The organism is Halomonas sp. AOP5-B2-8 (genome assembly GCF_052376475.1).
Classification (GTDB): domain Bacteria; phylum Pseudomonadota; class Gammaproteobacteria; order Pseudomonadales; family Halomonadaceae; genus Vreelandella; species Vreelandella casei.
Genome location: NZ_JBQSVS010000005.1, coordinates 288,927 through 310,173, shown reverse-complemented (window position 1 = coordinate 310,173; position 21,247 = coordinate 288,927). Strand labels below are relative to the sequence as shown.

22 protein-coding genes and 2 tRNA genes are annotated in these 21,247 nt (G+C 52.2%); 9 read left to right on the top strand and 15 right to left on the bottom strand.

What is annotated here, in order from left to right; all coding sequences use genetic code 11:
- Positions 1–261 precede the first annotated feature (261 nt).
- Positions 262–1,845, top strand: a complete 1,584-nt coding sequence (locus ACT3RP_RS14090; protein ID WP_441684326.1) for a ribonuclease J — start codon at positions 262–264, stop codon at positions 1,843–1,845.
- 40 nt (positions 1,846–1,885) lie between these two features.
- Here ACT3RP_RS14090 and moaE read toward each other — a convergent pair whose 3' ends face one another.
- The 10 genes from moaE to ACT3RP_RS14040 all read right to left on the bottom strand — a co-directional run bounded on the left by moaE (position 1,886) and on the right by ACT3RP_RS14040 (position 9,849).
- Positions 1,886–2,347, bottom strand: coding sequence for a molybdopterin synthase catalytic subunit MoaE (gene moaE / locus ACT3RP_RS14085; protein ID WP_096279745.1), 462 nt, complete (start codon positions 2,345–2,347; stop codon positions 1,886–1,888).
- A 2-nt stretch (positions 2,348–2,349) separates the two neighbouring features.
- Entirely contained in the window at positions 2,350–3,147 is a 798-nt protein-coding gene (moaC, locus tag ACT3RP_RS14080; protein WP_096279743.1) for a cyclic pyranopterin monophosphate synthase MoaC, read from the bottom strand.
- Between the two features lie 5 nt (positions 3,148–3,152).
- On the bottom strand, positions 3,153–3,776 hold the full coding sequence (gene mobB, locus ACT3RP_RS14075; protein ID WP_441684292.1) for a molybdopterin-guanine dinucleotide biosynthesis protein B: 624 nt from the start codon (positions 3,774–3,776) through the stop codon (positions 3,153–3,155).
- Positions 3,777–3,848: 72 nt separating this feature from the next.
- Positions 3,849–5,081, bottom strand: coding sequence for a uracil-xanthine permease family protein (locus ACT3RP_RS14070; protein ID WP_096279739.1), 1,233 nt, complete (start codon positions 5,079–5,081; stop codon positions 3,849–3,851).
- A gap of 86 nt (positions 5,082–5,167) precedes the next feature.
- Entirely contained in the window at positions 5,168–5,797 is a 630-nt protein-coding gene (gene upp / locus ACT3RP_RS14065) for a uracil phosphoribosyltransferase (RefSeq protein ID WP_235039476.1), read from the bottom strand.
- 94 nt (positions 5,798–5,891) lie between these two features.
- A complete protein-coding gene (ung, locus tag ACT3RP_RS14060) occupies positions 5,892–6,575 on the bottom strand; it encodes a uracil-DNA glycosylase (protein WP_483394016.1) in 684 nt (227 codons plus the stop codon).
- 2 nt (positions 6,576–6,577) lie between these two features.
- Complete coding sequence (gene gpt, locus ACT3RP_RS14055) at positions 6,578–7,057, bottom strand: xanthine phosphoribosyltransferase (protein WP_096279733.1); 480 nt, start codon at positions 7,055–7,057, stop codon at positions 6,578–6,580.
- Between the two features lie 5 nt (positions 7,058–7,062).
- Positions 7,063–7,608: an adenine phosphoribosyltransferase gene (locus ACT3RP_RS14050; RefSeq protein ID WP_096279731.1), complete on the bottom strand. Its 546-nt coding sequence runs from the start codon at positions 7,606–7,608 to the stop codon at positions 7,063–7,065.
- Between the two features lie 69 nt (positions 7,609–7,677).
- On the bottom strand, positions 7,678–8,976 hold the full coding sequence (locus ACT3RP_RS14045) for an NCS2 family permease (RefSeq protein ID WP_096279729.1): 1,299 nt from the start codon (positions 8,974–8,976) through the stop codon (positions 7,678–7,680).
- Between the two features lie 246 nt (positions 8,977–9,222).
- Positions 9,223–9,849 (bottom strand): riboflavin synthase subunit alpha, encoded by a 627-nt coding sequence (locus ACT3RP_RS14040; protein WP_444625590.1) that lies wholly within the window; start codon positions 9,847–9,849, stop codon positions 9,223–9,225.
- Positions 9,850–10,348: 499 nt separating this feature from the next.
- Here ACT3RP_RS14040 and ACT3RP_RS14035 point away from each other — a divergent pair, with 499 nt between their 5' ends.
- The 4 genes from ACT3RP_RS14035 (at position 10,349) to ACT3RP_RS14020 (ending at position 13,562) form a co-directional block, all read left to right on the top strand.
- Positions 10,349–11,422, top strand: a complete 1,074-nt coding sequence (locus ACT3RP_RS14035; RefSeq protein ID WP_483394015.1) for a methionine ABC transporter ATP-binding protein — start codon at positions 10,349–10,351, stop codon at positions 11,420–11,422.
- On the top strand, positions 11,403–12,056 hold the full coding sequence (locus ACT3RP_RS14030; RefSeq protein ID WP_096279723.1) for a methionine ABC transporter permease: 654 nt from the start codon (positions 11,403–11,405) through the stop codon (positions 12,054–12,056). Before ACT3RP_RS14035 ends, ACT3RP_RS14030 begins: the two co-directional genes overlap by 20 nt.
- 115 nt (positions 12,057–12,171) lie before the next feature.
- A complete protein-coding gene (locus ACT3RP_RS14025; RefSeq protein WP_096279721.1) occupies positions 12,172–12,963 on the top strand; it encodes a MetQ/NlpA family ABC transporter substrate-binding protein in 792 nt (263 codons plus the stop codon).
- 113 nt (positions 12,964–13,076) lie between these two features.
- The gene (locus ACT3RP_RS14020; RefSeq protein ID WP_444672460.1) at positions 13,077–13,562 is read left to right on the top strand and encodes a GAF domain-containing protein; all 486 of its coding nucleotides are present in this window, start codon (positions 13,077–13,079) and stop codon (positions 13,560–13,562) included.
- A gap of 52 nt (positions 13,563–13,614) precedes the next feature.
- On the opposite strand, the gene ACT3RP_RS14015 is transcribed toward ACT3RP_RS14020, so the two are convergent.
- Together ACT3RP_RS14015 and ACT3RP_RS14010 are read right to left on the bottom strand one after the other, a co-directional pair.
- A tRNA-Val gene (locus ACT3RP_RS14015) sits at positions 13,615–13,691 on the bottom strand.
- A 21-nt stretch (positions 13,692–13,712) separates the two neighbouring features.
- Positions 13,713–13,789 (bottom strand) — tRNA-Val (locus ACT3RP_RS14010).
- Positions 13,790–13,998: 209 nt separating this feature from the next.
- On the opposite strand from ACT3RP_RS14010, the gene ACT3RP_RS14005 reads away from it, so the two are divergent.
- Complete coding sequence (locus ACT3RP_RS14005; RefSeq protein WP_483394014.1) at positions 13,999–15,069, top strand: endonuclease/exonuclease/phosphatase family protein; 1,071 nt, start codon at positions 13,999–14,001, stop codon at positions 15,067–15,069.
- Between the two features lie 25 nt (positions 15,070–15,094).
- Here the strand turns inward: ACT3RP_RS14005 and ACT3RP_RS14000 are convergent, their stop codons facing one another.
- Complete coding sequence (locus tag ACT3RP_RS14000; RefSeq protein WP_096279715.1) at positions 15,095–16,471, bottom strand: class II fumarate hydratase; 1,377 nt, start codon at positions 16,469–16,471, stop codon at positions 15,095–15,097.
- A gap of 321 nt (positions 16,472–16,792) precedes the next feature.
- Here ACT3RP_RS14000 and ACT3RP_RS13995 point away from each other — a divergent pair, with 321 nt between their 5' ends.
- Entirely contained in the window at positions 16,793–17,167 is a 375-nt protein-coding gene (locus ACT3RP_RS13995; RefSeq protein WP_096279713.1) for a phasin family protein, read from the top strand.
- A gap of 119 nt (positions 17,168–17,286) precedes the next feature.
- Here ACT3RP_RS13995 and hda read toward each other — a convergent pair whose 3' ends face one another.
- Positions 17,287–17,994: a DnaA regulatory inactivator Hda gene (gene hda, locus ACT3RP_RS13990; RefSeq protein ID WP_483394013.1), complete on the bottom strand. Its 708-nt coding sequence runs from the start codon at positions 17,992–17,994 to the stop codon at positions 17,287–17,289.
- The gene (locus ACT3RP_RS13985) at positions 17,991–19,121 is read right to left on the bottom strand and encodes an AI-2E family transporter (RefSeq protein ID WP_096279709.1); all 1,131 of its coding nucleotides are present in this window, start codon (positions 19,119–19,121) and stop codon (positions 17,991–17,993) included. The genes hda and ACT3RP_RS13985 overlap by 4 nt, the downstream gene beginning before the upstream one ends.
- 208 nt (positions 19,122–19,329) lie before the next feature.
- Here ACT3RP_RS13985 and purM point away from each other — a divergent pair, with 208 nt between their 5' ends.
- Positions 19,330–20,397 carry a phosphoribosylformylglycinamidine cyclo-ligase gene (gene purM / locus ACT3RP_RS13980; protein WP_441684298.1) on the top strand — a complete coding sequence of 356 codons (1,068 nt, stop codon included), beginning with the start codon at positions 19,330–19,332 and terminating at the stop codon, positions 20,395–20,397.
- Positions 20,394–21,149: a phosphoribosylglycinamide formyltransferase gene (gene purN / locus ACT3RP_RS13975; protein ID WP_096279705.1), complete on the top strand. Its 756-nt coding sequence runs from the start codon at positions 20,394–20,396 to the stop codon at positions 21,147–21,149. The genes purM and purN overlap by 4 nt, the downstream gene beginning before the upstream one ends.
- Positions 21,150–21,247: the final 98 nt, after the last annotated feature.

The following is a 21,247-nucleotide window of genomic DNA, read 5'->3' as shown; positions in this document are numbered from 1 at the left end:
CTCTTGACCTATTTCAAACATCACTAATGAAAAACTAACCGGATAAACCGGCTTAACAAACCATCACCTTGGCATGTTAACGACGCTGCATAGTGTATCGGAAGGACAACGATGATTGTTAGCCGCCCCTGCCTTCCCGTATAGTTAAGTCACTACTTTTTAGGCTTTTCATAACTGATGCATTCTTCACGCGTTCAAATTCGTCCCCGTCGTCGTCCACCGCTGCGCATATTGCCGCTGGGGGGATGTGGTGAGATCGGAATGAATCTAACGCTATACGGCTATGACAATCACTGGATTGCCGTTGATTGCGGCATGATGATTCGCCAGGATCTTCCTAACTCACCGCTTCAAGTACCCAACGTAGATACGCCGAAGGCGCTGGGGATCGTACCCAAAGCACTGTTTATCACCCATGGTCATGAAGACCACATTGGCGCAGTCGCTTGGCTCTGGCCCATGTGGAACTGCCCTATTTATGCCACGCCGCTGGCAGCAGGGCTACTCAGATTAAAATTCGCCGAACATCAGCTTAGCAGTGCGGCAATACACGTCATTGAGCCTGGCGAAGCTCTAGAAAGCGGCCCATTCACTCTACGTTATTTGCTTTTAACGCATTCCATTCCCGAAAGCTGTGCCCTGATGATGCTGGCCGGTGGCTACCGCGTTTTACATACCGGCGACTGGAAACTTGATCCCGAGCCGCTGATTGGCACGCCCATCAGTGCCGCTCAATTTAAAGCACTTGCCCCCATCGATTTAGTCGTCGGCGACTCAACCAACGCCCCTATGCCCGGTCACTCAGGCAGCGAGGGGGACGTCGCTCGGGCGTTAGCAAAAACGCTCAGCCGCTGCGAAGGCCGCGTCGTGGTCTCGTGCTTTGCAAGCAACTTGGCCCGCGTGCTGGCTATAGGCCGCGCCGCACACCAGTGTGGCCGGCGTATCAGCTTAATGGGCCGCTCGATGGAGCGCATGGTCAGCGTAGCGCGCGGGCTGGGATACATGGATGACTTACCGCCCCTGGTGCCCAATCACGACTTGGGCTACCTGCCGCCCGATGAAGTCGTCATTATTGCGACAGGCAGCCAAGGTGAGTCCCGGGCAGCGCTGCAGAGGCTGGCTCAGGGCCGCCACCCTTCTGTCGACTTACAGCCCGGCGATAACGTTATTTTTTCGGCCAAGGTCATACCCGGTAACGAGCGCCCTATTGATCAGCTTAAAAAGCGCTTAACCCAGCTGGGTGTACGTATTTACGACGAGGTGAATCACCCTGAGCTGCATGCGACCGGCCACCCTGCTCAAGAAGAGTTAATTAAGCTCTACCAGTGGCTGAAGCCTAAACACTTGATGCCTGTTCACGGCGAAGCAAGACACCAGCAGGCGCATCAGACAATCGCTGAGCAGTTGGGTATTAGCGCACCGCTAACGCCGGTCAACGGTGATTTATTACGCTTTGACAACTACGGCCTTCACTGTGAAGCACACCATGTGCAGCCACCCTGCATTGTTAATCAGAACAGCGTTGTTCCACACCCCGGATTAGATGCGGCCATTTCCACGGCTCGACGCGGTAGCCTATATTTAGCACTGCCCGTGACCATTAGCGATCACGGCTGGGCGCGTATTGGCCGCTTAATGCTAGATGCAACGAATGCCTGCCCGCTGGATGAAGACAGCTTTATTGACTGGCTTGATGAGCAGCTTGATGAGATTGCCGCCGACACGCTCGCAGATCTGCGACAGGCGCTGCAGCCACGCTTGATTCATTGGCTGGCAGATCATATGCAGCACATGCCTGACGTGCACCTGCAAATTACCGCGGCTGAAATGCAAGAGACGTCCTAGCAGACCAGCGTTCTTAATCGTTAGATTTTTTTCTGGGTAGCTAGATGTTTTTCCAACGCGCCACATCCTGTTGATCAGAGTGACGCTCTGCGACCCAATACTCGCCCTGTGCGGAATGCTCTTTCTTCCAGAAAGGAGCCTGAGTTTTTAGATAGTCCATAATAAAATCACAGGCTTCGAATGCTTCACGGCGATGAGCGCTGGCTACAAGCACCCGCACAATTGCATCGCCTGGCTGCATATGTCCTACGCGATGAATAATGCGCACAGCGTTTAGCGCCCAGCGCTGCCCGGCCTGCTCACCGATCGCCTCGAGCGTTCGCTCAGTCATGCCAGGATAGTGCTCAAGTGTTAAACCGGTGACATCGGGCGTTTCATTGAAATCACGCACCAGGCCCGTGAAGCTCACCACCGCACCAATATCGGTGCGCTCTGATAATACCTCATCATATGCGTAGGCCATCGAGAAAGGCGCTGCTTGAATGGCAACCTTAATATCCACGCTTAGCCCCCCGTGACCGGCGGAAAAAATGCCACTTCATCGTTATCGGTCACCAACGCATCATCATTCGCCATCACTTGATTGATCGCGCATAGGGTACGCTGATCGGCCAATAGGTTGTATCGCGAATCGCGTGCAGCCAGTGTCGCTTTTAATCCGCGAATATCACGGCTGGAAAGTGTATCCAGCCCCACGAAGGTCTCGCTCTCGCCGACGCGCTCGCGTAGCTCGGCTAAAAACTTAACGCATACGCACGGCGAAGGACAGCGCTCACTCACGCTGACTTCACCTGCAGAGCCCTCGCCGGTGACAATGGGTGCCTGCTCGCTTAAACGCTGGTAATTACCGCGTTGTCCGCCCTGCTTGCTATCGAGCTGAATGGCATCGATACGCATATTTTTATCGACCGCTTTGCACATATCGTAAAGGGTCAAACAGGCGACGGAGACAGCTGTCAGCGCCTCCATTTCAACTCCTGTACGGCCATTTAAGCGACACAACGATGTGACGTGAACACAAGATTGTGCCACATCAATTTCAAACTCAACCGATACCTTAGAGAGCGCTAAAGCATGGCAGAGAGGTATTAGCTCATGGGTTCTCTTCGCTGCCTGAATACCAGCGATACGCGCAGTTGCCAGAACATCACCCTTGGGCAATTGTCCGTCACTGAGTAGCGTTAATGTTTCGGGCTGCATCACAATACGCCCTGAGGCAACGGCTTCGCGGCGGGTTTCTTGCTTATCGCCAACGTCTACCATATTGGCTTCACCACGGGTGTTGAGGTGGGTTAGATGCATAGTAATCACCTTTGCTTTTGTGAAGGCCGCGTCGTTGAGGATTGGGGCATTGAAGGTTGGGTCATTGAAGAATCGGATGCTGAAGGCAGCGCCTTATTTTTTGCATCTACCCAGGTCACGATCCAGCGCGCGATAGCATCAATATCATCAAGATCTAGCCGGGGCACACCGTCAGTCACATCAATTGAAGGCGGCTGGTTCGCTGCTATCGCCGCCACCCATGTCCCCGTCAAAATTGACGCATCGCCAATGCCATCCCGGTACAGTACCAGCTTAGGTATTGGCCAGGTTTTAAAACCTTCGACAATCACAAGGTCGGGGTGATGCGGCACCAGCATGGCGATCAACTTAGCCAAGTCAGGCTCAGCCTGCCCGGGCGTTTCCTGCATCAGTGCAAACCGCTGATGTGAAGCCACCAGCACCGGAGCCGCACCGGCGCAGCGTAGCTTATGACTGTCCTTGCCGGGCTGATCTACATCAAACGAGTGATGGGCATGCTTAATCACGGCCACTTGTAGGCCATGCTCATTCAACTGCGGCAATAGCTTTTCTAATAGCGTCGTTTTACCGGTGCCACTCCAAGCAGCTATCCCCAAAATGGGAAAGGGTGCCGCTAGTTCATTTTTCATGCTGCCGACGCTCCTGGTTACCACTGGCGCGCTGTCATCCAAGCGATGCACGCGGTGTTCAAAACGCTAATGTTATTCGCCCTCTTGCTCTTGGGGTAGTAGCCAGTTCAGCACAATACCCACTAGCGCAGCTAAGCTGACGCCCTGCAGCGTAAACTGGCCATCCCCAAACTGCATACCACCAATTCCAAACACCAGTATCAATGAGACCACTACTAGATTGCGGGGTGCCGTTAGCGATTGCCCAGCACGTACAAGTGTATTCATTCCTACCACTGCGATAGAACCAAACAACAGCGTCATAATGCCGCCCATCACAGGGCCCGGAATGGTTTGCAAAAATGCGCCTAGCTTAGCAACAAAGGCTAATATAATGGCGACGATCGCGGCGACTATCATGTACTTTGGGTTAAATGCTCGCGTGAGAGTCACTGCCCCCGTTACTTCTGAATAGGTTGTATTGGGCGGCCCACCAAATAAAGCAGCTACCGTCGTTGCTAATCCATCGCCGAGTAAAGTGCGATGCAGACCCGGCTTTTCAAGATAGTTTTTGCGCGTCACCGATCCAATAGCCACCATATCACCAATGTGTTCAACCGCCGGGGCAATAGCAACGGGGATCATGAACAGGATAGCGGCCCAATGAAAACTTGGTGCTGTAAAGCTGGGCATCGATAGCCATGCGGCCTCATGAATCGGCGTAAAGTCGACCACACCCATTAGTAGCGCTAGCACATAGCCCGTAAAAATCCCGCCAATAATCGGCAATAATCTTAGCAGCCCACGCCCAAAAACGGCGAGCAGCAGCGTCACCAGCAAGCTGGTCATTGATAAGAAAATGGCGGCACCATAGCCAATGTTATCGCTAGTTTCACCTGTGGCCATACTCACAGCGACGGGCGCCAGCGCAAGACCAATTACCATAATGACTGGCCCGACCACGACCGCAGGCAGTAGCCGGTGCAGCCAAGCGGTACCTTTTAAGCGCACGGCTTGTGAAATAACCACATACACCAAGCCAGACGCCATTAGCCCACCCATCGTAGCTGGAATGCCAAAGCTGGCTACCGAGCCTTGAATAGGTGCAATAAAGGCAAACGATGAGGCTAAAAACACCGGTACGCTTTGGCTAGTGACTGAATGGAACACCAGCGTGCCCACACCAGCTGTAAACAGAGCGACACTTGGATCAAGCCCGGTTAAAAGAGGCACTAATACCAAGGCACCAAACGCGACAAAGAGCATTTGCGTACCGGTTAATAGCACTTTTGCCCACGACTCAGTTTGGCCGGCAACGTCACGCATCGGTGATATCCTAGAGATGATTAAATTGTAATGTGCAAAAAAATGCCCCTAACGCAGAACGTAAGGGGCAGTCTGAAAAAGGACGCTTAGCGCGTTCCGAAAATCTTATCGCCAGCGTCGCCTAGCCCTGGAACGATATAGCCATTTTCATCCAATCGGTCATCAACGGAAGCGGTATAAATTTCGACATCAGGGTAGGCTTCCTGCACCCGCTTAATGCCTTCCGGTGCGGCGACTAGCACAATCACTTTCATGTGTTCACAGCCGCGCTCGCGCAACATATCTAACGTGGCGACCATAGAACCGCCTGTTGCCAGCATAGGATCAATGACAATCGCCATGCGCTCTTCAATATCGTTGGCAAACTTGGCGAAATAAGGAACCGGTTGCAGCGATTCTTCATCGCGGTAAAGCCCTACGACGCTGACCCGCGCACTGGGGATAAGGTCCGTTACGCCTTCCAACATGCCAAGTCCGGCACGTAAAATGGGCACAACGGTGACTTTTTTACCCTTTAACCGACGCGTGGCGATCGGCTCGCCGTTCCAGCCCTGAATCTCATGGTCTTCAAGTTCCAGACCTTTGGTTGCTTCATAGGTCAACAGTTTGGCGACTTCACCTGCTAGTTCACGAAAGCTCTTAGTGCTCAGATCAACTTCACGCATCAGCCCCAATTTATGTTGAACAAGCGGATGGTTAATAGCGTAAACACTCATGGGACTTCCTCACTGCAGGGGATTCAGAATGGCAACCTGAGATCTTTCATTAGGCGCAAAATTGCGCACATTCTAACCGCAACCCGTTTCTAGGTTAAGGGGTTTCCGGTAATTGCCACTCAATAGGCGCTCGCCCCTGCGCTTGCAGGAACTGATTTGCTTGTGAAAAATGCCGTGTGCCGAAGAAACCTCGGTACGCTGAAAGCGGTGAAGGGTGAGGTGCTTCGAGTATTAAATGCCGGCTTTGATCAATTAACGCGATCTTCTGGCGTGCATGGCTCCCCCAAAGGAGAAATACACAGGGCGGCGAATGCTTGCTAACCGTCTCGATAGCGCGATCGGTAAACGGCTCCCATCCTTTTCCTCGATGGGATGCCGCATTACCCTGCTCAACGGTGAGCGAAGTATTCAATAACAGCACGCCCTGTCTCGCCCACGCTTCCAGATGACCGTGGCGCACCGGCGTAAAGCCGACATCGGTGGCCAACTCTTTATAGATATTAACCAGCGACGGCGGCACGGGAATACCGGCCTGCACAGAGAAACACAGGCCGTGCGCCTGATGGGGGCCGTGGTAAGGGTCCTGGCCTAGAATGACCACTTTCACTTCGCTTAACGGGGTCAGTTCGAAAGCACGAAACCACTGCGTAGAGTGCGGGTAGATAACTTTTTTGGCCGACTTTTGCTGTGCTAAAAATGCCTTTAGCGCCAGCATGTAATCTGCCTCAAACTCATTACCCAGCCACTGACTCCAATCGTTGGGAAGTGGATTGGCCATGCTTACCTCTTCAGTTGATCAACAAGCGGCTCAACGTAAGCGACGCCCATGTCCCAGGGAAACTGGATCCAACACTGCTGAGCCACTTCTGTCAGATATTGATCGACTAAGGGGCGGCCGTCCGGCTTGGCATAAATAGTGACAAAGTGCGCCTTGGGTAGCATTTTACGCACTGCCCGCGCCGTTTTACCGGTGTCGACTAAGTCATCAACCAGTAGCCATCCGTCGCCGTCGTGCTCGACGCCCTTCATAATATCCAGACCGCCCTGATCCATATGGTCATAGCTTTTAATGCACACGGTATCGATCAGCCGGATATCCAATTCCCGCGCAATTAATGCAGCAGGAATTAAACCGCCACGCGTAATCGCCACGATGCCTTTAAAATCACGCTCGATCATCTGGTGACAAAGCGCACGCACATCGCGGTGCAGCTGATCCCAGGAAACAGTGAAGTGTTGGTGATAACGGTCGCTGCTCATGGGGATTACTCGTCTTCGTTGAAAGAACAAACTGCGAATACGCTGTAACCGGCATCGCGAATTTTCTGTGAACCACCCAGCTCAGGCAGATCAATAATAGTGGCTGTCTCAACGACGTTGCCACCGCTGCGTTGAATGAGATTTGCCGCTGCCATCATCGTGCCACCGGTCGCTATCAGGTCATCCATCAACAGAATGCGGTCATCCTTTTGGAAAGCATCGGAATGTAGCTCGACCTCCGAGTGGCCGTACTCAAGCGTGTACGTTTCACTGATGGTTTTGAACGGCAGCTTGCCCTTCTTACGCACCGGGACAAAGCTGCAACCCAATTCATATGCCAGCGGTGCGCCAATGATAAACCCACGAGCATCGATGGCCGCGATGGCATCCAGGTTCATTTCTTGATAACGATGAACAAAGCTATCAATCAGCTTGCGAAAAGCCGCGCTATTTTGTAACAAAGGAGTGATATCACGAAAATTTACGCCCTGCTCAGGCCAGTCAGGAACCGTGCGAATGACGGACTTAATGTAGTCGCCGTAGATACTCATCGCGCCTCTCATCGATTAGTAGAAAAAGTAGTAAAAAAACAGTAGAAAAGAGTCAAAATCAGGGGGTCATCACCCCATGAATAGATATCTCGCGGCAAACAGCAGCGACAAAATAATGACAGCTGGATTCAGATCGCTGAAACGGCCCGACAATGTTTTGATGGCAACATAGCTAATAAAGCCCAGCGCAATCCCCTCAGCAATGGAGAACGTCAGTGGCATCGCCAGGGCTGCAATCAAAACCGGCGCGGCATCGGTAGGGTCATCCCAGTTGGCATGCGCCAAGCTACCCGCCATCAATACCGCAACGTATAGCAGCGCACCGGCGGTGGCGTAGGCAGGAATAGAGCCGGCTAGCGGTGCAAAAAACAGGCTGATAAGGAACATCACGCCAACCACTACTGCGGTCAAACCGGTACGGCCGCCCGAGGCAATACCCGCGGTTGATTCAATATAGCTCGTCGTGGTTGAAGTACCCAACGCAGCACCCGCCATAGACGCGGTACTGTCGGCCATCATGGCGCGACCAATGCGGGGCAGCTTGCCGTCTTTATCTAGCAGCTTACCCCGATGAGCAACGCCCACTAAGGTGCCCGAAGTATCAAATAGGTCCACAAACAAGAAAGCGAAAATCACGCTGAGCATCGCTACATCTAACGCACCCATCAAATCCATCGCCATAAAGGTAGGTGCAATGGAAGGCGGCATCGACATTAATCCACCGTACTGGTTATGCCCAAGCAGCATCGCCAGTACGGTGATGCCCAAAATACCGATCATTACTGCGCCGGTTACCCGCAGGTAAGAGAGAGCGGTAATAACAAAGAAGCCCAGCAAGGCATAAATAGCCGGCGGCTGAGAGAGATCTCCCAGCGAAACGAAGGTGGCAGGATTAGCAACGACAATCCCTGCGTTTTTAAGCGCAATCATCGCCAGGAACAGCCCGATACCGGCCGCAATCCCCAGCCGCAACGACATCGGAATGGCATTAATAATCCATTCGCGAATTCTGAAAATACTGAGTAAAAAGAACGTCAGACCAGAAAAGAACACCGCTCCCAACGCTGCTTCCCAGGTGTAGCCCATCCCTAGCACTACGCCATAGGTAAAGAAAGCGTTCAATCCCATACCAGGCGCCTGGGCGATGGGGTAATTAGCCCACAGCCCCATCACGAAACAACCAATAGCCGCCGCTAAGCAGGTGGCCACAAACACTGCGCCGTAATCCATCCCCGCTTCAGAAAGGATGCTTGGGTTGACAAAAATAATGTAAGCCATCGTCAGGAACGTGGTGATCCCTGCGATAACTTCTGTCTTTACATTGGTTTTGTGCTCGGAGAGCTTGAAGTAGTTATCCAGACGTTTCATGAATATTGTTGTCCTTAGCGCTAACGCCGCATCAGCATGCGTTCCGGTGCCCAGAAAAGCCGCACATACTACCGAAACGCTCCACGTGATGCGAGCGCCCCAGCATAGCGGCCCCTAATCGCGAGAAAGTCCCGCGGCTTAATGCCAAGCAATCTTCAGGCCATGGGCTAACCAATTGGTCAATTCCATAACGCACCAATATAATAATCACCGCTGCTATAGGCCTTACTATGGAAGGCCTACCTGTTAAACCCGCGGCTGCGTAGCCAGAATACGCTCTACAGTTTCAACGATGACCTGCGTTTGTGGATCGATTTCAATATTGACCTGATCCCCAGGCGCCCGGTCTTGAAGAGTAGTGCGTGCCAGCGTTTCAGGAATTAAATTAACGCTAAACTCAGCGCCGGCCTCTGTTTGGCGCACGTCGCCTATCGTCAAGCTAATGCCATCGACACCGATATAGCCCTTCTCAAATACGAAGCGGCCAAGCCGTTCGGGAAGGGCAAACCACAGGCGACGATTATTGGGTGCCTCTTCAATCGCCACCACGTCTGCCATAGAAATAATATGACCCGACATCGAGTGCCCGCCAATTTCATCACCAAAGCGCGCCGCCCGCTCTATATTGACGCACTGCCCTGGCGTAATGGCACCAAGATTGGTCAAACGCAGCGTTTCGCGCATTAAATCAAAGCTTACGTTATCACCCTCGATCGACGTTACCGTCAAACACACTCCGTTATGGGCAACCGATGCGCCGATCTCAAGGCCCGCTCGCATTGAGAGAGGCATTTCAACTATGTGCACGCGAAACTCATCCAGTTCACGCACTGCCACTACCTTCGCAACCCCTTGCACAATGCCAGTAAACATAAAGCTCTTATCTCCTAAATTTCAGCGCTAGCGGAATTCTGGGCACAAGCTTACTACTGGTGCCTCGCTCTTGCGCACTCTTCTCCAATATATTGCCTGCTAAGCCGATAATGCTGAATGGCTAAGCAACCTCTCACCCAGCCAAGCCAAACATATGACCAAGCATATTGATTAGTAAAAAATACGAAAAAAGTGACCAATGTCAGGAAATATCGCTATTTTTCCAGCTTAAAACATACAATCAGACGGATGTGATTGACAGGGCATGTCGGCATATTTAAACTTTGGTCGCAAATTTAATGACGCCGATTTGTACCCATATTGCGGGCGTCCACCTACTTATTGGCCAAGCCATTGTTAGGTGAAGTGCAGCTAATAGGGTGTGTCCAGCGCTGATGGTCACCCAGGCGGGTGGCTTTTTTTATTTTCAGCCCTCCCCTTGGCCACTTGAAATTTGCACCCCCGCACCCGTCTTCGGCCTACCGTTAAGGCAGACGCTATGATTGAACTTAGCAACGTCAGTAAAACCTACTTCAGCAACACCTCTGTCGGCAAAAGAAAGGACAACGACAAAAACGCTGTCCATGCACTCAAAAATGCCAGCCTTAGCGTTCCAAAAGGCGCAATTCATGGCGTCATTGGGCTTTCCGGCGCAGGCAAGTCCACGCTGATTCGCTGCGTCAATCTACTTGAGCGGCCCACGAGTGGCAGCGTTAAGGTAGATGGTCAAGAAATGACGCGCTTAAGCAACGCAGAGCTTAATCGGGCACGCCACCGAATTGGGATGATCTTTCAGCACTTCAATTTGCTCACCACACGTACAGTATTCGACAACGTCGCGCTTCCCCTTGAACTAATGGGTCAAAAACGTCACGCCGTGCGTGAGCGTGTTATTCCGCTGCTGGAAATGGTTGGGCTGGCGGACAAAGCCAATCAGTACCCTGCTCAGCTTTCTGGCGGACAAAAACAGCGCGTGGCCATTGCACGTGCGCTGGCTAGCAAGCCGCAGGTTCTACTTTGCGATGAAGCGACCTCGGCACTCGACCCGCAAACTACCAGCTCAATTCTGGAGCTGCTGCGTGACATTAATCGTCAGCTTGGCATTACCATCTTATTGATTACTCATGAAATGGAGGTGGTGAAATCGATTTGCCATCGAGTGAGCCTGATTTCTGACGGCAAACTGGTTGAAGACGCTGAAGTGGGCGACTTTTTCACCGCACCGCGCACTCAGCTGGGCCGAGAATTCCTCAATGATTTCCTGCAGCTAACGCCGCCTAAAGAGCTGATTGAACGACTCATGGACGCGCCCGGCCATAATACTCACCCTGTAGTCCGTCTCACCTTCTCGGGCGACGCGGTCTCAACGCCGCTCATTTCGCGCCTTGCCCGTGAATGCGGTGTCGACGTCAGCATTTTGCAGGCTAAAGTAGAATCTATTCAGGAACGCACCCTGGGCTTAATGATTGCAGAGCTATTAGGTACGGCGGCGCAAACTCAGCAGGCCATGGCGTATCTTGAATCTCATCAATTGCAGGTAGAGGTACTTGGCTATGTCCAGCGCAATGATTGATCTTATTTTACAGGCCACGCTGGACACTCTTTACATGGTGGCCATATCGGGGCTGATTTCAACGCTGGTTGGCCTACCGCTAGGCGTATTGCTTTACGTCACGCGCCCCCGCCAAATATTAGCAAAGCCTGTGCTTAACCAAGCGCTTAGCGTCATTACTAACATTGGCCGTTCAATCCCTTTTATCATTTTGATGGTGGCCATCATTCCTTTTACGCGCATGCTTGTTGGCACGTCGATTGGCATCAATGCAGCTTCGGTGCCGCTAACGATTGCCGCCATTCCGTTTATTGCACGCTTGGTTGAAGCGGCGCTCAATGAGCTTTCACCGGGGCTCATTGAAGCCGCACAAGCAATGGGCGCCACGCCCTGGCAGATCATTTGCAAAGTACTCATTCCAGAGGCTCGCGGCGGCATCATGACGGGCTTAACGATTACCGTCGTAACGCTGGTGAGCTACTCGGCCATGGCAGGTGCAGTCGGTGGCGGTGGCCTAGGCGATTTAGGCATACGCTATGGCTATAACCGCTTCAACCCGACCATTATGCTCATTACGGTCGTGATTCTGGTCATCATGGTGCAAGGCTTCCAGAGCCTAGGCGACTACCTGGTTCGTAAAAGTGATCGCAAGTAGCTATTTATTTGGCCCATTATAATTACTCGGCCACATATAACCAAAACGAATTAGACACAGAGTTTTTATTCCCGCATCATTGCAGCATTATCTACAACGTGATTGGAGAAACGCCATGCAAAAGCTCATTATCGGTAGCCTGACAGTCCTAGCCCTTGCGGTGAATGTCGCCAACGCAGAGACTCGCAGCATCAAAATGGGTACCGTTGCGGGCCCTGAAACAGAAGTAATGGAAGTAGCGGCACGCATCGCTAAAGAAGAATACGACCTTGATGTCGAAATCATTGAATTTACTGACTTCGTCACACCTAACGTTGCGCTCGCGGATGGCAGCTTAGATGCTAATGCCTACCAGCACGAACCCTACCTAGACACCATGATTAACGACCGTGGTTACGAGCTCGCGGTGGCAGGCTACACTTTCGTTTATCCGATTGGCGCTTACTCGGAGAAATACGACAGCATTGATGACTTGCCTGACGGCGCACAAATTGCTCTACCCAATGATCCGACCAACGAAGGTCGTGCGCTGATCTTGATGCACAATGAAGGCCTGATCACCCTTAACGATCCGGAATTCCTTGAAGCAACGCCTATCGATATTGCTGAAAACCCGCGCAACTTCCGCTTCCGTGAAATTGAAGCAGCTCAGCTACCGCGCGTACTGCCCGATGTTGACATGGCGTTCATCAACAATACCTTTGCACAGCCAGCGGGCTTAAGCCTTGATGACGCCCTGATTAAAGAAGGCCCTGAGTCGCCTTACGTCAACCTGATCGCCGTGCGTGCGGGTGATGAAGAGCGCGAAGAGATTCGCCAACTGGTCGATGCCTATCAGCGTGATGAAGTCATTGAAAAAGCGGAAGAGTTATTCAAAGGCGCGGCCGTTCCCGGCTGGACTAAGTAACGCCAAGCACTGCCTCCTTCGCAGTAAAAAGATATGCTAAGCCGGCCCTGCGCCGGCTTTGTGCGCTTTGAAAAAAACACCGGTCTTATCCGGTTTCTAAACAAGGAAGCCACATGCAAACCACAGTCGATTTCTCGATGCTTAACCGCCAGCTGGAAGCGCTGCTGGACACACGGGACTGGCTAACCAACAGCGCACAGACAGGCGCGTTTATCGCTCAACAGCTTAGCGATTTAAACTGGGTAGGTTTTTACCTTCAGCGTCAATCTGACGTACTCAGCCTGGGGCCCTTCCAAGGCCATCCTGCATGCCATCCGATCCCCTTCAGCAAAGGTGTCTGCGGTGCCGCTGCGCGCCAGCAAACCACTCAGCGAATCGACGACGTACATGCAGTTGAAGATCATATTGCCTGCGATGCCAACTCACGCTCCGAGCTCGTGGTTCCTATCGTTGTCAATGGCCACCTCTGGGGCGTACTAGATTTAGATAGCCCACTGCACGGGCGCTTCACGCAGCAAGATCAAGCTGGCATTGAAGCGCTTGTTGCCACCTTTATTCAGCAAACTGATTTACCCAATTTCACCGCCGAAGCTAACTAGCACAAATACAAAAACACCTCATGCGTTATTGCACGAGGTGTTTTGAGATAATTGGTAGGACCAGGCGGATTTGAACCGCCGACCTCCACGATGTCAACGTGGCGCTCTAACCAACTGAGCTATGCTCCTAAAATTGATGCTTGTAAAATTTGGTAGGACCAGGCGGATTTGAACCGCCGACCTCCACGATGTCAACGTGGCGCTCTAACCAACTGAGCTATGGTCCTACTGGCACTGCTCGCAGACACAATCGTGCCAAGCAACGGATGCGAATTGTACGTCCTTACCACTGAATTGCAAGCTTTTTCCCTGCTCTGCTTCGCTTCTTTGTACGACTCACTCGATAACAAATTATCGTCTAACCCGTGCACTTATATTATTACATCGCAGGCTAAGTATTTTAGTATGATGGCCATTATCTATAGGGAGGTAAGCCATGCTCGGTATTTTGCTAGGAAGCATCGCCATCGCGCTGTTATTAGCCACGCTCATTGCGCGCATCGAATTGCACTGGTGGTGGATTCGCAGTTTTGAATTTCCACGCTTACAGATTGCATGCGTAGCGCTCGCGGACTTTATACTGGCGGCTAACTTTGTTGATTCAGGACGCTGGCAGTGGATTGCACTAGGCGCATCAGGCATTACCTTTTTGGTTCAGGCCTATTACATCTTGCCATGGACACCGCTTTGGCCTGTGCAGGTTCAAGCGGCAGAAAGTCCAGATAAAGGCCGCACCATTACGTTGCTAATCGCTAACGTTTTAACGCCAAATCGGCAGGCCCAATCGCTTATCGACATGATAAACAAGCATCAGCCTGACATCGTACTGACGCTTGAGTCTGATCAGTGGTGGGAAAACCAGCTAGACCCCGCATTGAAAGAAAACTGGCCCAATAGCGTTAAAATCCCGCTCGACAATCTTTACGGCATGCACCTCTACTCGCATTTGGAGCTAACCAATACTTCCATAGAGTGGCTGATCCAAGATGATATTCCGTCTATTCATACTACCGTCACGTTAGAAAACGGTGAGAAGCTTTGCCTCTACGCACTGCACCCACGCCCGCCTGCGCCCAGCGAGAGTGAGAAATCTTTGTGGCGCGACGCGGAGCTGTTACTCGTCGGCAAGAAGATTTATGACAACCCACAGCCGACGCTAGTAGCTGGCGATCTTAATGACGTAGCGTGGTCACGGACAACACGGCTCTTTTGTCGCGTTGGCGGCATGCTCGACCCACGCCGAGGCCGCGGGTTATTCAGCACCTTCCACGCTAAATATCCAATGTTACGCTGGCCTCTGGACCATATTTTCGTGACCGAGCACTTCACCTTGGTAGGCATGCAGCGCCTAAGCTACTTCGGCTCAGATCACTACCCTATCCTCGCGACCTTTTGCTATCGCCCCTCGCGCAAAGACGAGCATGAAACGCCCGAAGCCAGCGCAGAGGAACAGGAAGAGGCCAGCGAAACGATTCAAGAAGGCAAAACCGAACATCAAGAAACCTAATTGCTGACGCCCCCCAAAGGCCGGGTTACTCGGGAATACCGCCTTGCGTCAATACGGCCGGATCTAACAGGCGCTCAAGCGTTTCCCTATCCAGGTCTGTATTCTCCTCAGCAACATCAATGATCGGCCTACCCGCCTGGTAGGCCTTTTTGGCAATAGCGGCCGCTGCGTTATAGCCAATCACACCATTTAACGCCGTTACCAGAATAGGGTTGCGTGCCAGGGGCGCTTTCAGATTCTCTTCACGCACCTTAAAGGTCGCAATTGCGCGATCAGCGAGCAGTCGAGAAGTATTGCTCATCAAGTTAATTGAAGTGAGCAAATTGGAAGCCACTAGCGGCAGCATGACATTCAATTGGAAGTTACCGCTTTGTCCCGCAACGGTAATCGCCGCGTCTAAGCCAATAACCTGTGCAGCGGCCTGAGCGGCTGACTCGGGAATCACAGGGTTTACTTTACCCGGCATGATTGAGCTGCCGGGCTGCAGCGCCTCAAGCTCAATTTCACCCAGCCCAGCCAGCGGTCCTGAATTCATCCAGCGCAGATCATTGGCAATTTTCATAATCACACAGGCCAGACCTTTTAACTGCCCTGACAGCTCTACCGCCGCATCTTGTGACGAGAGACTGGCAAAAAAACTATCGTTAGGAGCAAACATTAACCCCGTCTGTTCACTGAGTTCCTGAGCAACCTGCTCAGCGAATCCATCAGGGGCATTGATGCCAGTGCCCACCGCAGTGCCACCCTGCGCTAAACGGCAAAGCCTTTGCATTGCGCTATCAAACCGCTCGATGGCTTGATTGAGCTGGCTTGACCAAGCGCCTAGCTCTTGATCCATGCGTAGCGGCATAGCATCCATTAAATGGGTGCGGCCCGTTTTAACGATATGGCTTAGCTCACTAGCACGGCGGTCAATCGTGTCACGCAAATGTACCAGCGCGGGCCGGAGAGTTTCATGCACACCAATGGCGGCCGAGAGATGAATAGCGGTTGGAATCACATCGTTGCTCGACTGCCCCATATTGACGTGATCATTGGGAGTGACGTCGACACCCTCTCGGGACGCCAGGTTGGCCAACACCTCATTGACGTTCATGTTAGAGGAGGTACCTGAGCCGGTTTGAAACACATCAATGGGAAAATGCTGATCATGAATACCGGTTAGCACTTCACGCGCAGCTTTCTGGATCGCTTCTCCCCGCTCATTATCAAGCTCCCCCGATGCTTGATTGACACGTGCTGCGGCTAATTTGATGCGAACAACCGCATGAATAAAGGCCGGGGGCATGGGCGTGTGAGAAACCGGAAAGTTATTAATTGCTCGCTGCGTTTGCGCACCGTAAAGGGCATCTGCGGGCACTTCCAACTCACCCATGCTATCGCGTTCAATACGTGTTGCCATTGCTGGTCCTCCTATGAATATGACGACTCCTCCTGGTCTGAGCGCAAAGCCGTGATATCGTTCGCCAAGGGTTGCCAAACGCTTATCAAATAAAGCCTGCTTCAAAAAAAGACGTCTTCAATAAAGTCTTAACGAACTGCTCAGCACATGCGTTTAAAGCCAATGTTGCACCGCACAAAAGTCTTTGCTATGCTGCATGGCAAGATAACGCGTATAGATGCCAGTACGTAAGCAGTACCCACCTCTGGATGGCTGTTTCTGGCAATCTATTTTAGCAGTGCTGTCTCTGGCCGTGCTGTTGCAACCCTAGAGGGAATGGATATGAATACTGTTAATACGAATGAAATGACCCAGCAGTTTGACAATATGTTTATGGCGCCTGCACGTGCTTTTATGACATTAAGCGTTGATTACGCTGAAAAAATGATCAATGCTCAGATGGATGCCAGCAAAGCCTATACAGACACAGGCATCGCGCAGATGCGTCAGATGATGAACGTAAAAGACGCGGAAGGCCTGCGTAGCTATATGGAAAGCCAGCAAAACGTTGCTAAAGAATTGGCCGAGCGCGCTAAGGGCGATGCGGATAAAGTAGTGTCATTGCAGCAGGATTTTATTCAGAAAAGCCAAAAATTGACTGAAGACAATGTCAAGCAAGCGCAAACCGCCGCTAGCAAAATGAGCAAAACCGCTTAACGCTTTACCCATATTATAAGCGGGTGAACCAGCTCGTTAAAACGCCACCGCAGGCCCTGCCTACGGTGGCGTTTTAGTGGTTGTCGAATCATTTTTTACCCCTATTGATAAACTAGTCCTTACCAACCCAGGGCAGACTTTACAAACGGTATCGTCAGTTTACGCTGAGCCGTCAGCGACGCCTTATCAAGCGTTTCAACCGCACGACAAAGCTCACCTAGCTCACGCGGGCCTCGATGTAGAATATAGCGACCCACGTCGTCGGGTAGCTGTATGCCTCGCACGCTGGCACGTAGCTTTAGAGCAGCCAAACGCTCGCTGTCGTCATCTAGCGGATGAACGTGAAAAGTAACCCCCCAGGTTAACCGCGAAGCGAGATCAGGCAACTGCACATTTAATTGGCGTGGAGAGGCATTAGCAACAATCAATAGCCTTTTACCTGCGTCCCGCAGCCGATTAAAAGCGTGAAACAGGGCCTCTTCCCAGCGCTTGCGCCCGATTACGCACTCCAAATCATCGATAGCCACAAGATCCAGCCGCTCGATATCTTCCAGCATCAGCGGCGGAAAGTGGCCTAAGTCGCCCAGCGGCAAATACAGCGCGCGCTTATCTGCATCTGACGCTGCGTGACAGGCCGCTTGAAGCAGGTGACTGCGCCCTACGCCAGGCGCCCCCCACAGGTATAGAAACTGCTCACCCTCTACCGTTAGCTGCTGGGTGACATGCTCTACTAGCGAAGCGTTCGCACGCCCCGGATAGTAGTTATCAAACGTGGCATCATCACGTAAACCAATGCCCAGAGGAAGCTGTGCCGGTGTTCGGCTCATGGTGACTCCCGTTTATCATCACGACTCAACTCATCATGATATGACGAACTTACCTCGATAATTTTTGGCTGATCGTCGGTATTTTTATCGTCGTACAGCTCGCTGTGCTGATAGCGTACTTTGACTTCTTTAAGCAGCACCAAAATCACCGCAGCCACCGGTAGTGCCAACAATACCCCGGTTAAACCAAACAGCTTTCCACCCGCCAACACGGCAAAGATAACCGCTACCGGATGTAGGCCAATTTTATCGCCCAACAGCTTAGGTTGAAGTACCACGCTCTCAGCCATTTGACCAATGCTGAAGACTAAAATCACGCCCACCACAGCCCACCACGTGGCGTATTGAAAGAGCGCCACCACAAGCGCGATCACCAAGCCGACAATAAAACCCAAGAACGGTACGATGCTCACCAGCCCAGACACAAAGCCGATCAGCAGGCCGAAGTTAAGCCCCATCAGCGTCAAACCTACTGCATAAATAATCCCTAAGCAGAGCATGACCAGCAGCTGTCCGCGTAAAAATGAGGAAAGTACATCATCGCAGCGGCGCGCTAAGCGAAAGGTATCATCAGCCCACTGACGGGGGATTAAATTAGCAATATTGTCGAGCAACCGATTCCAGTCTAAAAGTAGATAAAAAGTCACCACGGGAATCAATGCAACGTAAGTCACCCAGGACGCAAACGCCATCCCCGAACGACCAATCTGGCCCAGTGCCTGCGCTAAATAACCACCCGCATCGCGCCAGTTCTCAGCGAGCGTTTCACGGGCATTGGTTAACTCTGCGGTCAAGTCATAACCTGTCCATTCCTGCACCTGGGGAGCCAGTATGTTTTCGACCCAGTTGAAAATACTCGGAATAGCTTCTCCCAACTGCTTAAGTTGCTGAACAACCAGCGGTATCAATATCAGCAAACTCACCACTAGAATGATGAGCAGGACTAAAAACACACTACTCACCGCCAGGGGCCGATTCATACCCCAGCGCTGGAAGCGATTAGCCAGCGGGTCGGCCAAATAAGCGAGAATCATCCCAGCAATAAAAGGCATCAGCACTGAATCTAGCAAATATATAGAACCGCCTATCACTACCAAAAACAGGACACCCCACCAAGAATTGCGCATGCTTCCCTCTCAAATATGGATTTAAATCGATCATTTTCACTAAGCGTTACTATGCCGTATATCAGCAAAACCTGCTCGTAAGCTTTTCAACATGTTACACAGCGGTGCGGCCTGCGCCACTGAGTGTTACAATCCGCTTCAGTTATCGTCCAGCACTGGCCATGTCGCCAGCACTACCAGCACCGCTATTTGCTTCACAGGATCTGTCATGACCGAGACCTCTTCTTCTTCGGCTACTCCTTCCCTCAGCTACAAGGACGCAGGCGTCGATATTGATGCCGGTAACGCCCTGGTTGACCGCATTAAACACGTTGCCAAGCGCACTACTCGCCCAGAAGTAATGGGTGGACTTGGCGGCTTTGGCGCACTGTGCGAAATACCGGCAGGCTATCGGCAGCCCGTTCTTGTCTCAGGCACCGATGGAGTCGGTACCAAGCTGCGCCTAGCCATGGATCTTGGCAAACACGACACCATTGGGATTGATTTAGTCGCGATGTGTGTCAACGACTTGATCGTCGCCGGCGCCGAGCCACTGCTATTTCTTGACTACTATGCCACGGGTAAGCTCGATGTGGATATTGCTGCCGACGTTGTCACCGGAATTGGCGCTGGCTGCGAACTGGCGGGTTGCGCGTTAGTCGGTGGCGAAACCGCCGAAATGCCGGGGATGTATGAAGGTAGCGACTATGATTTAGCAGGCTTTTGCGTCGGCGTCGTTGAAAAAGCAGACATTTTGGATGGCAGCAAAGTCTCTGAAAACGACGTTGTGTTGGGCCTTGCGTCATCAGGTCCGCACTCCAACGGCTACTCGCTGATCCGCAAAATTCTTGATGTTAGCAACGCCTCGCTCGACACCGACATTGACGGTACGACCCTAGGCGATGCGCTAATGGCGCCTACCCGCATCTATGTTAAATCACTGCTGTCTTTAATGCGCGAAAGTGATATCGCCGTGCACGCGCTATCGCACATCACCGGTGGCGGGCTGCTGGAAAATATTCCCCGCGTTCTGCCTGATGACCTGGCTGCCCACATTGATATTAATAGCTGGACACGCCCCGCCGTGTTTGATTGGTTACAGGCACACGGCAATGTCAACGAAACCGAAATGCATCGCGTCCTCAACTGCGGCATTGGCATGGTGGTGGTGGTCTCACAGCAACAAGCGGATGAGGCAGTCGCTTACTTAGAAACGCAGGGCGAAACCGTGTACCGCCTGGGCAAGATCGTTAAACGCCAAGAGGAAGCCGTCATTCTGGAGAGCCTCTCGGCATGACCAATACGGACTACCAAAGCGACACCATTAAAGACGTAACGCCAGAACCTGTCGGTGCTCGACGTATCGTTGTACTGGTTTCTGGCAATGGCAGCAATCTGCAGGCGCTGATTGATGCTCAGTCACATGACCGCTTAGGCGGTGGTGAAATCGTTGCGGTCATATCCAATATCGCTGATGCCTACGGCTTAAAGCGAGCCCATGAAGCAGGCATTGAAGCGGTCGCGCTGCCCCATCGCGAATATGACAGCCGCGAAGCCTATGATGGCGCATTGATTAAAGTCATTGAACGCCACGAGCCGGATCTCATCATTCTGGCAGGCTTTATGCGTATTTTAACGCCTCGCTTTGTGCAACGTTTCCTGGGACGTATGCTCAACATCCACCCGTCGCTGCTGCCCAACTACCCGGGGCTTAATACCCACGCGCGGGCTCTGGCCGACAGCGTGGAAAGCCACGGCTGCAGTGTCCACTTTGTGACCGAAGAGCTAGACGGCGGCCCGGTGGTATTACAAGCCGAGCTACAGGTAAGTACTGATGACACGGTAGAAACGCTTCAAGAGAAGGTACGCTCGCGCGAACATCTGCTTTATCCGATTGCGGTACAGTGGTTCTTAGAAGGCAGGCTGCAGTTCAGTGCAGATGGCGCCAAAATGGACGGACAGCTGCTACCCGAATACGGAATGCGCCTCTCCCATGCCGATGCGGCGGAAGAGCTTGATGAGGAGCCTGACGACGAATCGCACCTGTAATAGCGTTCAGCAAACGCGCCAGGACTGAGTTGAAAAAATTGAAACAAAAAACGCCTGACGGAGATTGATATTCCGTCAGGCGTTTTTCATAGCGAGCC